At 37.8% G+C, this 14,371-nt stretch carries 12 protein-coding genes; 9 read left to right on the forward strand and 3 right to left on the reverse strand.

Going from position 1 to position 14,371, the window contains the following annotated elements:
• Window positions 1–15 precede the first annotated feature (15 nt).
• The gene (locus ACFX4G_RS23110; protein WP_377577257.1) at window positions 16–1,008 is read left to right on the forward strand and encodes a zinc-binding dehydrogenase; all 993 of its coding nucleotides are present in this window, start codon (window positions 16–18) and stop codon (window positions 1,006–1,008) included.
• A gap of 95 nt (window positions 1,009–1,103) precedes the next feature.
• Here the strand turns inward: ACFX4G_RS23110 and ACFX4G_RS23115 are convergent, their stop codons facing one another.
• Both ACFX4G_RS23115 and ACFX4G_RS23120 read right to left on the reverse strand, forming a co-directional pair.
• On the reverse strand, window positions 1,104–2,684 hold the full coding sequence (locus tag ACFX4G_RS23115) for a lactate permease LctP family transporter (protein ID WP_377577260.1): 1,581 nt from the start codon (window positions 2,682–2,684) through the stop codon (window positions 1,104–1,106).
• Between the two features lie 62 nt (window positions 2,685–2,746).
• Entirely contained in the window at window positions 2,747–3,703 is a 957-nt protein-coding gene (locus ACFX4G_RS23120) for an L-lactate dehydrogenase (protein ID WP_013081626.1), read from the reverse strand.
• A 332-nt stretch (window positions 3,704–4,035) separates the two neighbouring features.
• On the opposite strand from ACFX4G_RS23120, the gene ACFX4G_RS23125 reads away from it, so the two are divergent.
• Window positions 4,036–4,911 (forward strand): cation diffusion facilitator family transporter, encoded by an 876-nt coding sequence (locus ACFX4G_RS23125; RefSeq protein ID WP_043981683.1) that lies wholly within the window; start codon window positions 4,036–4,038, stop codon window positions 4,909–4,911.
• Between the two features lie 140 nt (window positions 4,912–5,051).
• Entirely contained in the window at window positions 5,052–7,070 is a 2,019-nt protein-coding gene (locus ACFX4G_RS23130) for a methyl-accepting chemotaxis protein (RefSeq protein ID WP_377577263.1), read from the forward strand.
• Between the two features lie 294 nt (window positions 7,071–7,364).
• On the opposite strand, the gene ACFX4G_RS23135 is transcribed toward ACFX4G_RS23130, so the two are convergent.
• A complete protein-coding gene (locus ACFX4G_RS23135) occupies window positions 7,365–8,276 on the reverse strand; it encodes an RluA family pseudouridine synthase (RefSeq protein ID WP_013055256.1) in 912 nt (303 codons plus the stop codon).
• Between the two features lie 154 nt (window positions 8,277–8,430).
• Here ACFX4G_RS23135 and ACFX4G_RS23140 point away from each other — a divergent pair, with 154 nt between their 5' ends.
• The 6 genes from ACFX4G_RS23140 (at window position 8,431) to ACFX4G_RS23165 (ending at window position 14,319) form a co-directional block, all read left to right on the forward strand.
• Window positions 8,431–8,823 carry a DUF5365 family protein gene (locus ACFX4G_RS23140; RefSeq protein WP_377577267.1) on the forward strand — a complete coding sequence of 131 codons (393 nt, stop codon included), beginning with the start codon at window positions 8,431–8,433 and terminating at the stop codon, window positions 8,821–8,823.
• A 405-nt stretch (window positions 8,824–9,228) separates the two neighbouring features.
• On the forward strand, window positions 9,229–10,023 hold the full coding sequence (locus tag ACFX4G_RS23145; protein ID WP_013055258.1) for a SurA N-terminal domain-containing protein: 795 nt from the start codon (window positions 9,229–9,231) through the stop codon (window positions 10,021–10,023).
• Window positions 10,024–10,212: 189 nt separating this feature from the next.
• A complete protein-coding gene (locus ACFX4G_RS23150) occupies window positions 10,213–10,983 on the forward strand; it encodes a L,D-transpeptidase (protein WP_377577270.1) in 771 nt (256 codons plus the stop codon).
• Window positions 10,984–11,106: 123 nt separating this feature from the next.
• Entirely contained in the window at window positions 11,107–12,645 is a 1,539-nt protein-coding gene (locus ACFX4G_RS23155) for a carbon-nitrogen hydrolase family protein (protein WP_013055260.1), read from the forward strand.
• Between the two features lie 113 nt (window positions 12,646–12,758).
• Window positions 12,759–13,313, forward strand: coding sequence for a glycerol-3-phosphate responsive antiterminator (locus ACFX4G_RS23160; protein WP_043981688.1), 555 nt, complete (start codon window positions 12,759–12,761; stop codon window positions 13,311–13,313).
• Between the two features lie 178 nt (window positions 13,314–13,491).
• On the forward strand, window positions 13,492–14,319 hold the full coding sequence (locus ACFX4G_RS23165) for an MIP/aquaporin family protein (protein ID WP_377577273.1): 828 nt from the start codon (window positions 13,492–13,494) through the stop codon (window positions 14,317–14,319).
• Window positions 14,320–14,371 lie beyond the last annotated feature (52 nt).

Genomic DNA, 14,371 nt, shown 5'->3' on the forward strand with positions numbered 1-14,371 from the left:
AAAGGAGGCGAAATGATGAAAGGTATTATACATAGTGAAAAAAGTGGAATAGCAGGTATGAAGTACAGAAATCTTCAGGAGATGCTCCCTGAAAGAGGAGAAGTAAAAGTAAGACTAAAAACAGCAGGTTTAAACCGGAGAGATTTATTCGTTATGAATAATCGAGGCAAAGGAGATAAGCCGTTTATCCCCGGTTCAGACGGTGCAGGCATTATAGAAGAATTGGGAGAAGGCGTAAAAGGTTTAAAAAAAGGAATGGAAGTAATTATTAATCCAAGTCTAGAGTGGGATTGTGTAGAACACGTTCCACTTACACCTAAAATTTTAGGCGGTCCATCACATGGAACATTTGCAGAGTATGTAATCATACAAGCGAATAACGTTGTACAAAAGCCATCTTATCTATCTTGGAAACAGGCGGGAGTTCTTTCATTATCCGCTTTAACTGCTTATAGAGCTCTATTTACAAAAGGTCAATTAAAAAAAGGAGAGCACCTCCTTATTCCCGGTATAGGAAGCGGAGTCGCGACCTATGGATTGTTATTCGCAAAAGCTATCGGAGCTAACGTAACAGTCACTTCTAGAAGTGGTGAAAAAAGAAAGCAAGCTCTAAAGCATGGAGCGAATTATGCATTAGGTAGCGGAAGCAACCTAAAAGAAGAAACCAACAATAGAAAAGTAGATATCATACTTGATAGTGTGGGGGCAGCTTTATTTCCTGCTTATTTTGAAATGTTAAAGCCAAATGGAAGAATTGTTAATTTTGGTGCAAGTTCTGGAAATGAAGTTGAATTACCCCTAAGAACCATTTTTTATCCTCAATTCAACATACTCGGTACGTCTATGGGAAGCCAGGAAGAATTCGTGGAAATGATGGATTTTATAGAGAAACATCAAATTAAACCAATCGTCGATCGATTCTATCCGCTGTCAGAGGCAGTTGCAGCCTGCGAACGATTAGATAAAGGGAAACAATTTGGCAACATAGGTTTACTTATTTCGGAATAAAAAAACCCCCAGCGCTAACTGGGGACTTTTTTATATAATCAAACGTTTGTTTAAATGAAAGAAACACGGTAATAACAGCTTTTTAGCGCTTTTTATCATAACCACCAAGCCAATAAAAAAGTAACCAACCCTCCTAGTATCAAAAATCCCATGCTGTATTTGAGCGTGTATTTAAACAGTTCACCTTCTTTTCCAGCCAGTCCCACTGCTCCGGCAGCGACGGCAATTGATTGAGGAGAAAGCATTTTAGCCATCACGCCGCCGGCAGTATTGGCCGCTACGAGAATAACTGGCAAGACATTAATTTGCTGAGCTGTAGTTAGCTGCAAGTTGCCGAACAGCGCATTATTTGATACGACAGACCCCGTTAGAAATACGCCGATCCAGCCAAGAAATGGAGATAAAAATGGAAAATAAGCGGCTGATGTAGCGAGCGCCAATCCAAGTGTAGAAGACTGTCCTGAATAATTTGAAATAAAAGCAAAAGCAATGACCATCATAATAGTAATAATAGGTCTTGATAATTCTTTTACGGTTTCTAAAAGAGTGGTCCATGCCACTTTTGGCGATACGTTAAGCAAGAAAACTGAAAGGATACAAGCAATAAGAATTGCTGTACCTGTTGCTGCAAATACGTCTATTTTTAAGGTAGCAGCGTAAGGCGTAGGATCTTTTACTAAAGGCGCTGCTTTAATTACGTGATTGTGTAAAAATGGGACGTTAATAAGCAGGTTCATATGTTCAAGCATTTTTTTGACAAAAGAAATGCTCCAAGCCGTAACGAGTATCGTTAATAGAATAAAAGGAGACCAAGCCTTTAAAATCTGTTTTGGTGACAGGCTGAAGCTTTTAGCTGCTGCCGGGCTTGTTCGTTTAATATAAAAAGCAAGAGCAAGTAAACTCACAATAGAAGATGTGATATTTGGAAGTTCAGGGCCGATGTATGTAACAGTTAAATACTGTGTCAGTGCATAGGAAACGGCTGTGATGCTCGTTGCTTTCCATACGTCTTTTAATCCTTTTATCCCATCCATAATAAAGACAAGTAAAAAAGGGATAAGAAAAGAAATAATCGGAAGCTGCGTGCCAAGAAAATGAGCAATTTCTTTTGGATCTATGCCAGATACTTGTCCTGCGACAATAACAGGAATCCCCATGGCGCCAAACGCTCCTGAAGCTGTATTAGCAATTAAACATAGCGCCGCTGCTTTTAATGGTTTGAACCCAAGTCCAACTAGAAGCGCTGCTGTAATGGCAATTGGAGCTCCAAATCCCGCTGCCCCTTCTAAAAAAGCATTAAAGGAAAAAGCAACAAGCAGCATTTGCAAGCGGGGGTCATCCGTTATTGAAATAATAGATTGTCTGATGGTAGTAAACTGTCCGCTTTTGACAGTTAGCTTGTATAAGAACACCGCTCCGATAATAATATAGCTGATGGGCCAAAGTGCATACAGAAACCCATAGCCTGTGGCTCCTAAGATCATTGAGGCAGGCATATCATAAAAATAAATAGCAATAATCATAGAAAGAAGCACCGTAATACCAGCAGCAATATGTCCTTTTAATTTCAAAAGAGTTAAAGCAATAAAGAAAAAGATAATGGGGATGAGTGCAATTAGTGCAGAAAGCCAAATATTATCTAACGGATTATATACCTGAGTCCACGTCATATTCATACACCTCTACTACATATTTAAAACAAGGGAGCGGGGGAGTCCCCCGCAAAAATCTTTAGATGTTACACAAAAGCTCTGTCGCGAGTTTGCTTAAGTATGCTAGCAGAGTGCTCGAGCTGCTGCTGTTCGTGAGGGGTTAAATTCAATTCAATAATTTGACGCACGCCGTTTTTATTAATGATAGCTGGTACGCCGATATACACATCAGAAATACCATATTGTCCTTCTAATAAAGCAGATACTGTTAAAATAGAATTTTCATCATCTAAAATAGCCTTGGTAATGCGTACAAGCCCCATTGCAATTCCGTAATAAGTCGCTCCTTTTCGATTAATAATATGGTAAGCCGCATCGCGGGTTTGTTCGAATAGATGCTGCATATCCGGTTCTTTTTCAATAGCGGCAGTATTGATAAAATGTTCGAGCTTCACACCGCCAATTTGCGCGTGGCTCCAAACAGGAAATTCCGTATCTCCATGTTCCCCCATAATATAAGCGTGGACGTTGCGAGAATCTACTTCGAAATAGTCGCTTAACAAGTAGCGGAAGCGAGCTGTGTCAAGAATCGTTCCTGAACCAATTACCCGTTCGTTTGGTAATCCTGATACTTTTTGTGTAACGTGTGCGAGAATATCAACTGGATTTGTTGCCACTAAAATGATGCCGTCAAATCCGCTGTTCATAATATCTTTTACAATGCATTCAAAAATTTTAACGTTTTTTTCAACTAGATCTAAGCGTGTTTCCCCTGGAGCTTGATTAGCGCCCGCTGTAATAACTACTAAATCAGCGTCAGCACAGTCTTTATAATCTCCAGCCCAGATTTTCATCGGTGTGGCAAATGGCATTCCATGATTGATATCACGTGCTTCACCTTCTGCTTTTTCTTTGTTCATATCGATTAACACTAATTCATTGGCAATACCTTGATTCACCATTGAAAAAGCGTAGCTTGAGCCAACAAAACCAGTTCCGATAACAGCAACTTTTCGTGTTTTTGGTGTGAATTGTGTTTTCATTTGTACCATCCTTTGAATTTTATTTTGTGATGTTTTTCACAATGTTAGTGTAACAAGAATAAATTGCTTCAGCTGTGATAAAAATCACACCCTTTAAAAAATAGTAAACAATTTTACAGGGCGATTTTAAAAAATGTCCTTCTACATGAAGTGCCACATTTAGAAAGATCTTAAACGTTTAAAGTGTTGAGTAAAGGCAACTTGTTTTGCAGAAAGCTAAAGAGTTTAACATTCTCTATTTGTATGTTAGCAGCCAATAATGTTTCTATAGACCCACACGAAATCCATTTGTTACACTAAGTTTGCTTATTTTGAATAAAGGAGTGGAAGGGATGGAGAACTACTATGAGCAAGCCCAAAAAGGCGCTTGGGTTAGTATCTTATCATATATCTTTTTATCAACATGTAAACTTATCATTGCGGGTGTCACCGCTTCCTCTGCATTAAAAGCCGACGGTCTTAATAATGTTACAGATATTATTGCATCGATTGCCGTCTTGGTCGGCTTAAAAATCTCTAAAAAACCTCGTGATAATGATCATCCCTATGGACATTCCAGAGCGGAACATATTTCTTCACTTATTGCTTCTTTTATTATGATGGTCATCGGACTAGAAGTATTGGTTGATGCGGGTCAGTCATTATTTATGGACAAATCTGAAGCTCCTAATTTACTGGCTGCTTGGGTAGGTCTTGGAGCGGCTGCTATTATGGGTGGTGTTTACCGATATAATATTAAGCTTGCTAAAAAACTTGATAGCCAGTCTTTATATGCGGTTGCTAAAGATAATTTGTCTGATGCACTTGTGAGTATAGGGGCTGTTGTGGGAATTTTCGGCTCCCAATTCGGCTTGCCATGGCTGGATGTGGTAGCTGCTTTTGCTGTGGGAATTATTATTTGTAAAACAGCCATTGAGATTTTTAAAGAAGCGGCTCATTCCTTAACGGACGGATTTGATGAAGAAAAGTTAGGGCACTACAAAGAAAGCATCGAGCTTGTAGAAGGTGTAAAAGAAGTAGAAGATGTGAAAGCGCGCAAGCTTGGTAATCAAGTCGTGATTGATGTAACTGTTAAAGTAGATCCCCATTTAAATGTTATCAAAAGCCATGAAATTGCCGATCAAATTGAACATATGATGAACGATGAGCATCAAATTAAAGATACGCTTGTTCATATTGAACCTGATGCATACGAAAAGCAAAAATAAGACCAGCACGTTCTTTCGTTATGAAAGGATGCGCTGGTTTTATTCTGCGGGAATTTGAAATAAATCACAAAAACTTCTTCAAAAATGAAAATGAAAAGCCGTTATTAGTAATATAAAGATTTTTGTAGAAGGGTGAGGGAATGAAGAGGTTAAGTGCAAAGCTCGTAGTATTTTTTAGTATTTTTATAGCTATTTTATTATTAGTTGTTTCAGGGGCTGTTTATCAATTTACCAAAACGCAAATAGAAAAAGATGTAGAAGTTCAGTCTCAAAGTCAAGTGAAAGAGTTAAAAGAAACCATTCATACATACTTAGACATGTATAGTCGTTCTTTGCTGACGTATAGTGAAAACGATGTAATTGTTAATTTTGTTAAGCAGGAAGGAGATCAAACAAACCAAGCGAAAAATCCGTATTTTACATGGAACACAGTTCAAAAAGAGTTTACGCAGTTTAAAGAAAAGTATCCAAACCTAGCACTTGAATACATAGGCACTCAAAATAAAGGAATGTATTCTGTTCCCAAACAAGAGTTTGGTTCAAACTATGATCCGACTTCAAGGGTATGGTACAAACAAGCAGTAGAATCACCTAATGATGTGGTTTATACGGATCCATATGAAGATGCAGCAACAAAAAAGACGGTCGTGACAATTGCAAAGGCTATTTTAGATCCAGATACTAAAAATGTACTGGGCGTTATAGCTACTGATTTAGACTTAGATGCATTAAAAAACATTGTAGGTAAAGCAGAAGTAAATCACGGTGGGTATGCATTTTTATTTGATCAAAATGGCACAGCGCTCGTTCATCCAACAGAAGCTGGGAAAAATTTGATGAATCAGCCATTTATGAAAAAAATGTACGAAGCAGACCGGAATAGAGATTTCATGAAGTATACCTTTCAAGGTGAAGAGAGAGTCATGGCATATGATACTCTCGAAGGGACGAATTGGAAGATAGGAAATGCCTTTATTTATAATGAAATGCTCTCAAGCGCTCATCATTTACTGACTGTTATTGTCTGGATTGCGTTAATTGGAATCTTATTATCAGTGGTGTTAACCATCTTTTTCTCAAGAATTATTACTAATCCAATTCGCCGCCTGAAAAATGAAGTAGCCAAAGTAACAGCTGGCGATTTAACGGTTCAGGTGAAGACGAAGTCAAAAGATGAAATTGGTGAGCTTACTCATTTATTTAATGATATGGTAGCCAAAATGAAAACATTGATTGGCACGGTTCAGACGTCTGTTGAGACAGTAAAAACGTCTGTTGAAGACTTGAGTGCCGTATCTGAAGAAGCAACTGCATCCAGTGAGGAAATCGGCCGGGCTATCCATGAGATTGCCAGCGGTGCCACACAGCAAGCTTCTGACGCTGACTCTACTAATCATAAAACGATGAGTTTATCTTCGCAAATTGAAGAAGTCACTGAACGAAATGCACAGATTAATAAAATGACGATTGAAGCTGTAAGCATCAATGAAAAAGGTTTAAAACAGATGCAGCTCCTTCGCAACCAAACCACTGAATCGTCTCAAACGATTCACGCTGTTCAAGCTGTAATGGAAGAATTAACAAATAAGATGAAAAAAATTGAATCTATTATTTTCACGATTAATAGTATTTCAGATCAGACAAATTTACTTGCATTAAATGCTAGTATTGAAGCAGCTCGTGCAGGAGAACATGGCAAAGGATTTGCGGTAGTAGCTGAAGAAGTGCGAAAACTTGCTGAACAGTCCTCTCAGGCCACTGAACAAGTTCGCCATACGATTAGAGCGATTCAAGGGGAAGTCGCTGCTGCGCGTGAAGAATGCAACCGTACAGAAGAGCTTTCAAAGTCTCAAGACTTTGTGGTAGGAGATACAGAACGAGCTTTTCATGAAATTGCAACTACGATTGAACAAGTGGCAGCGGCTGTCGAACATGTGACAAGCAGCATGGACAGTATCGATGAGCATAAGGAAGACGTGGTAGCGGCAATTCAAAGCATAGCAGCTATTGCACAGCAATCAGCAGCGGGAACTGAAGAAATTACCGCTTCTACAGAAGAACAAATTAGAGCTATTTCTACTGTTTCTCAATCAGCTGAACATCTGCAAGAGATTAGTGAAGAATTGGCGAACTTGATTCGTCAGTTTAAAATTCAATAGAAAAAAAGAGGCTAGGACAAAAGTATTTTAGTTAAAGGAAAATCCGAACGATGAATTGAGATTCTTGATAAAGAATTCAACTCGTTCGGATTTTTTTATTGATATGGTGAACGCAGGTTTCATGTATGTTGCTGCTTCTAGCTGGTGATTGGAGGGCAAGACGAAGACTCCGGCCGCCCGCGGAAAGCGAAGTCTTGCACGGAAATCAGCAGCGGTGTCTCAAGCGATCCATATGAGCATATTTCTCCTATTTGTTTGCCTTTAGCTGGTTGTGTCTTAATCTCTCTTTTATGTTTAATAGGAAAACAACTTGCTGTAAGGCAAAAAGACTTGCTGAGTTGGATGTGCAACAGCTGACACACGCTGATGTGTAAACGGGTGTATAAAAGAAAGCTTAATGGCATGTAAAGCTTGCTGCTGCTCTTTTAATCTCTTTCCTCCATAAAGCGTATCGCCAAGTAATGGATAGCCGATGTGACTCATATGAACACGAATTTGGTGAGTGCGTCCGGTCTCGAGCGAAAGTTCAATAAGCGTTTCGTTTTTTGCCGTATTGCGTTTTAACACCCGATAACGTGTTTTGGCAGCTTGTCCCGTTCTAGATACTCTTCTTCTTGTAGCGTGATGACGATCGCGTCCAATGGGTTCATTGATGATGCCGTCCTCTTTTTTTATGATTCCTTGGACGAGGGCAATATAAGTCCGATTAATTTTACGTTCAGCCAGCAGCTGATCAAACACAGAGCTTGCTACAAAATGCTTCGTGAATAAGATAGCACCTGATGTATCGCTGTCCAAACGGTGAACGTGTCTAGGCTTTGTTTTGAGGCCTATTTTTTGAAAATAAGCAGCTACAGCATTTAAAAGAGTTTTTTGGTCTTGCTCTGATGAAGGATGAGTATCTAGGTTTATTGGTTTGTTTACGATTAGTACGTGCTCATCTTCAAACAAAATCTCTATATCAACATTGTAAGGTGTTATTTCATTAGGCTCTGCTTCAAAAAAAGGGAGGGACATTTTATCATGTTCCTTAAGCGTGTTTCTCCATGGTAAAGGCTCACCGTTTATAAGGACATTTTTATTCATCCGAAACTGATGCAACGTTTTTTTAGGAATACGCCATTTCGTTTTTAAATAATCTTCAATTGTTTGCCCTGCATCATTTTTTGCGATTTTATCTTCTAGCCATTGGCCGTGTATACTCATATTTAATCCCTTCCTTACATACTAGTAAATATCCTTTAATCTTTTAAAAGAACTTGTAAATAATTAGGAGGAAATAACTACCTGAAGTTCTCGTTTTATGTTTATGTTATGCTAAATAAAGAGACATAAGTTAAGAGAAAAAAGGGGGGTAACCATGAAAATTGCCCAAGCAGCTCCGCCAGAAATGGAGAATTACATAGAAGAGTTGACTGAACAGCTTCGCTATGACTTGTTACCTCGGTATGTATCTGTAGATAAGCTTAATCCTGATGAATTATTAAACCCAGATTATTGTACAGACCATTTATATAATGGCTTACTCGATGAAGCATTGCAAGTCATTAGTAGCCTTCAGACAATAATTGCCGTGATTGAAGCGATTCAACATCGGCCGATTGAAGAAAGCGACTGCAAGCAATTCGAAAAAAATATTTCAATTTTAAAAAAATACGGGTTCTTATTTCCTATTTCCATTGAGTGTTTTGCAAAAGAAAACAATTTGATTACGTATTCGTATGAATCGTTTTATAATTCATACATAAATTGAAAAGAAAAAAGCATGATTATCCCATGCTTTTTTCTTTTTTTTTTTATGAATTTCGGCTTTCAATTGGATAAAAAAAGAACTTGTGATATCGTTAAGCTCGTATAAAGTTCTTATAGAAATATGAAATCAAATACTATCGTTTTTCATATAACAAATAAATTGAAATAATACAGATGTATAACGAACTGTAAATTATGTAAATCATACTAAATAATGTTATGATTAGACAGGCCGTATAAAGAAGAGCATTTATCTTTCATAAGATTACAAAACGTTTCAATCTTATTACATATGTTTAAAATTAGCCTAAATGGTTTCTTTTTACGCCTATATCATATACAATGCCCCCTAGATGATTTTTTCGAATAGCTAATAATCGTTTAGGATTATGAAAGGAGATTAATCATGAAAAAACTGATGTATACATTGCTCATTGGGTTAATTGCTGCAGCTTTAACAGCATGCGGTTCAAACGATGATGCAAAGCAATCAAAAAGTGATGATCAGAAAACTGCACAAACTGAGAAGCAAAAAGAGGCTCAGGAAAAGCAGGAAAAGCAAGCAAAAGAAATGCAGAAGAAATTAGATAAACAAAAAGTAGATGAGAAGAAAACCGTAGCGGTTGTAAACGGTAAAAAAGTTTCTGGTGAAGAATATAATGCTGCATTATCTTCATCACAAGCCCAATATCAACAAATGGGACAAGACCCAACATCCAAAGAAGCAGCTAAACAAGTAAAGCAGCAAACAATTGACAATTTAGTGGGTCAAACGCTGCTATTGCAAGAAGCTGAAAACAAAGGCTATAAAGCAACTGATGAAGAAGTAAATAAAAAGTTAAAAGAAACGAAAAAGCAGTTCAAAACAGATAAACAGTTTAAAGCGGCTTTAAAAGATGCAGGACTAACTCAATCACAATTAAAGTCTGAGCTGGCTGATAGCATTAAATACCAGCAGTACGTAGATAAAGACATCCAAACACCAGAAGTAACAGATAAAGAAATTCAAGATTATTACGATCAATTTGCAAAACAAAGCCAAAGTCAAGCAAGCGGCGGTAAAGAACAATCTCAAATGCCAAAGCTTGAAGACGTAAAGCCACAAATTAAGCAGCAGCTTGAACAACAAAAGAAACAAGAAGCATTGGAGAAAAAAGTTGAAGAACTTAAGAAAAATGCAAAAGTTGAAGTGAAGCTTTAAATACAAATGAAACGGCTCTTTAAAGGGCCGTTTTTTTGTTATGTACATTTATTGTTTCTTGTCAGTAAAAAGGGGTGCGTGAAAGATTTTATTGTATTTTGACTTATAAGGTAAAAAGTGTTCTGATGGTTTGCCTTTCATCCTATACTTTTCTTATATAGATATAAGAGAAATTGGGGGAGTCGATAAATGAAAAAGGTGGCTGTTTTTTTTGTTGGGCTTGTTTTTTTACTCGTGGGGATGGGTCTGACAGGCAATGCGTCTGCGGCGTCAAATCAACTTATTATTATTAACAAATCTACTAACACCCTTGCTTTTTATGATAGAGGAAAATTAGTAAGGACGTTCAAAGTTGCGACGGGGAGGCAGATGAGTTATACACCAGAGGGTACCTTTAGCATTGTGAATAAAATTAAAAACCGGCCTTATTATAAAGACAACATTCGGGGAGGAGATCCTAGGAATCCGCTAGGTGATCGTTGGCTAGGATTAAATGCGCGCGGAACATATGGAACGACGTATGCTATTCATGGAAATAATAATCCAAGTTCTATCGGGACTTACGCAAGTTCTGGGTGCATTCGTATGTATGATGAAGAGGTACGCTGGCTGTTTGACCGTGTTCAAACCGGTACAAAAGTGGTTATTGGTCAATTCCATTCTCAAAGTTTTGATTCAATCGCTGTTAAAAACAAATACAAAGTAAGCAGTGCTCCAGTCGCCCAGAATCTTTGTAAAACGAAAAAGCTCTCAAAAGGCCAAATTGGTTTTGTAACGATTCAATCACCGATGGTTTTATTGAAGGAAGAAAAAGGAAAATGGGTAAAGATTCGTACGTTAAATCGCGGCGAACGCTATAATGTATATAAAATAGATGGCATTAAAGTCTCTTTAGGGCCAGGATTTATTGAAAATTATCCTAATAAAAAAACATCCATAAAATTAGATATTTGCAAATAGAAAATACCGTTCATATAGCTGACTATATGAACGGTATTTTTTGAATTTTTAATAATGTTTATTATAATAAAAAACAGGGAAACTAATTGCCTAATGAAGAGAGAGAAAGGGTTGTTTGAGCGTATGTCTACAATAGATTTATCAAAATTCGAGAAAAAAATGATTATTCGTAACATCAAACCGGACGATATAGATGAAATTTTAGCACTTCAAAAGCTATCATTCCCGGGAATGGATCCGTGGAAAAAAGAACAGCTTGAAAGTCACCTGGCCATTTTTCCAGAAGGACAAATATGTGCAGAGTACGACGGGGAAATTATCGGATCTTGTTCAAGCTTGATTGTGAACTTTGATGAGTACGATGATCAGCATACGTGGGACGATATTACAGACGAAGGATACATTACAAATCATAACCCGGAAGGCTACAATCTGTATGGAATTGAAGTAATGGTTCATCCAAAGTATCGCGGCATGAAAATAGGACGCCGCTTATATGAAGCGCGTAAAGATTTAGCACGTGAATTGAACCTGAAAAGTATCATTATCGGAGGAAGAATTCCTAATTACCATAAGCATTCAGCTGAAATGTCGCCTAGAGAATATGTAGAGCAAGTTATTCATCATAAAATTTATGATCCAGTCCTATCTTTTCAGCTAATGAACGGATTTACGCTTATGCGTATAAATCCTGGTTATCTTCCTGATGATTTAGCTTCTAATAAGTATGCAACGCTGATGGAATGGAACAACGTAGATTATGTTCGCCGTTCAAAACGCCATTTTAAAACGTCATTCCCAGTGCGTATTTGTGTTGTTCAGTATATGATGAAACAGATCAATTCATTTGAAGAGTTTGCAACACAGGTAGAATATTATACAGATGTTGCTTATGACGCAAAAGCCGACTTCTGCGTATTCCCGGAAATTTTCACAACTCAGCTAATGTCTTTCTTGAATGAAAAGATTCCAAGCAAAGCGGTTCAGCGCGTAGCAGAATATACGGAAGAGTACATTGAACTATTCACTAATTTAGCGGTTAAATATAACGTAAATATTATTGGAGGATCCCACTTCGTTGAAGAAGATAATGGAGATATTTTTAATATTGCCTATCTATTCCGCCGAGATGGAACAATTGAAAAGCAGTACAAAGTGCATATTACACCTAATGAAAGAAAATGGTGGGGAATTAGCCCAGGAGACAAAGTTGAAGTGTTTGATACAGATTGCGGTAAAATTGCGATCCAAATTTGCTATGACATCGAATTTCCGGAGCTTGCTCGTATTGCTACCGATAAAGGTGCAAATATTATTTTTACACCATTCTGTACGGAAGACCGTCAAGGCTATTTGCGCGTAAGATACTGCTCTCAGGCGCGCGCGATCGAAAACCAAATTTATACGGTTATCGCAGGTACAGTTGGAAACCTGCCTGAAACAGAAAACATGGATATTCAGTATGCTCAGTCCGCTATTTTTGCACCGTCTGACTTTGAATTTGCACGAGACGGCATTGTAGGAGAATGTAATCCTAATATTGAAATGGTAGTTATTGGAGACGTAGATTTAGAAATTCTTCGCCGCCAGCGTCAATCGGGAACGGTTCGTCAATTAAAAGACCGACGCCACGACGTTTACAATATTAAATATAAAAAATAACGAAGTTTCTAAAAACATCATGCAAATGCATGGTGTTTTTTATTTCAACTTTTGCCATAATAAAAACTATTACAATGAATTTTGTGGACTAACCATGGAAAAGAGGGGAAAACATGAGTTTTCATGGACAATCGGTATTACCCGCTGTTCGAGATATGAAGCAATTGGAAAAATTTTTAGTAAGTAATTATGAGTACGGAGTTCTTTTAGACAATCAAGTGGGCATGCTAAAAGGAATTATGAAAGAGGTCCATAAGCATGAAAAGAAACTAATCATTCATTTAGATTTAATTCATGGCTTAAAGCACGATGAATATGCGGTTGATTTTTTGTGTCAGGAGTTTAAGCCTGCGGGGATTATTTCGACAAGAACAAACGTCATTTTAAAAGCTAAACAAAGAGGGATTTATGCCATTCAACGGGTCTTTTTATTAGACAGCACGGCTTTGAAGAAAAGCTACGAGTTAATGAAGAAAGTAAAACCCGATTATATTGAGCTTCTTCCTGGAATTGTGCCCACTTTAATCCAAGAAGTCAAAGCTGAAACAGGCATTCCAGTGTTAGCTGGAGGTTTAATACGAACCGAAAAAGAAGTGCTGAATGCTTTAGGAGCCGGGGCTTCTGCTGTTACAACATCAAATAGAGAACTGTGGAGTATTTCAACTTAAAAAAACTGTTTGACAACGCTTTCACCATCTAGTAAACTTCTAGATAAGTTAATAGATGTGAGGGAGAATAGGAGATCCACGGTATAGCCTTTTAATGATTTTATTAGGGGGATGTATTGTGGATTTTCTTATTTTCTTGTTATTTTAATCGTTTTCATACAAAGGGGAGGTTATTTATATGCAAGCATTCTTAGGAGAAATAATTGGAACAATGATTTTAATTATCCTTGGCGCTGGTGTATGTGCGGGCGTCAATTTAAAAAAATCGTTTGCTGCTAATTCAGGATGGATCGTTATCACAATGGGATGGGGAATGGCAGTAGCGATGGCAGCATATGCGGTTGGTAATATGAGTGGGGCACACTTAAATCCAGCGTTAACCGTAGCGCTTGCTATTACAGGTGATTTTCCGTGGTCACAAGTACCGGTGTACATTTTAGCTCAGTTTATTGGAGCCATTCTTGGCGCAACAGTTGTTTATTTACACTATCTTCCACACTGGAAAGAAACAAAAGATGCTGGTACAAAATTAGGCGTATTCGCAACGGGGCCAGCAATTGCTAACCCATTTGCAAACGTTTTAAGTGAGGCAATTGGAACGTTTGTATTAGTAGTAGGAATCTTAGCAATTGGAGCAAATAAATTTACAGATGGATTAAATCCGTTAGTAGTAGGATTTTTAATCGTAAGTATTGGTTTATCATTAGGAGGAACAACAGGCTATGCCATCAACCCTGCTCGTGATTTAGGACCTCGTATTGCTCATGCTATCTTGCCGATACCTGGCAAAGGCAGCTCGAACTGGAAATATGCTTGGGTGCCAGTAGTGGGTCCTTTAGTAGGCGGATCAATCGGGGCAGTATTTTACCAAGCGGCATTTTTAAATAAAATGTCAAGCAGTTTATGGGTTGTTTTAAGTCTAGCGCTGATTGTTTTAGCAGTTATCTACGCTGTTTCTAAACAAAAGGTAGCACAGATTCAATCAGCAGTAGTACCGAAAAAATGAATGCGCTTTACCATCTAACTATGTACAATAAAGAAACGACACTATACAGAGA

It is taken from the genome of Priestia sp. YIM B13486 (assembly GCF_042787865.1).
Taxonomy (GTDB): domain Bacteria; phylum Bacillota; class Bacilli; order Bacillales; family Bacillaceae_H; genus Priestia; species Priestia megaterium.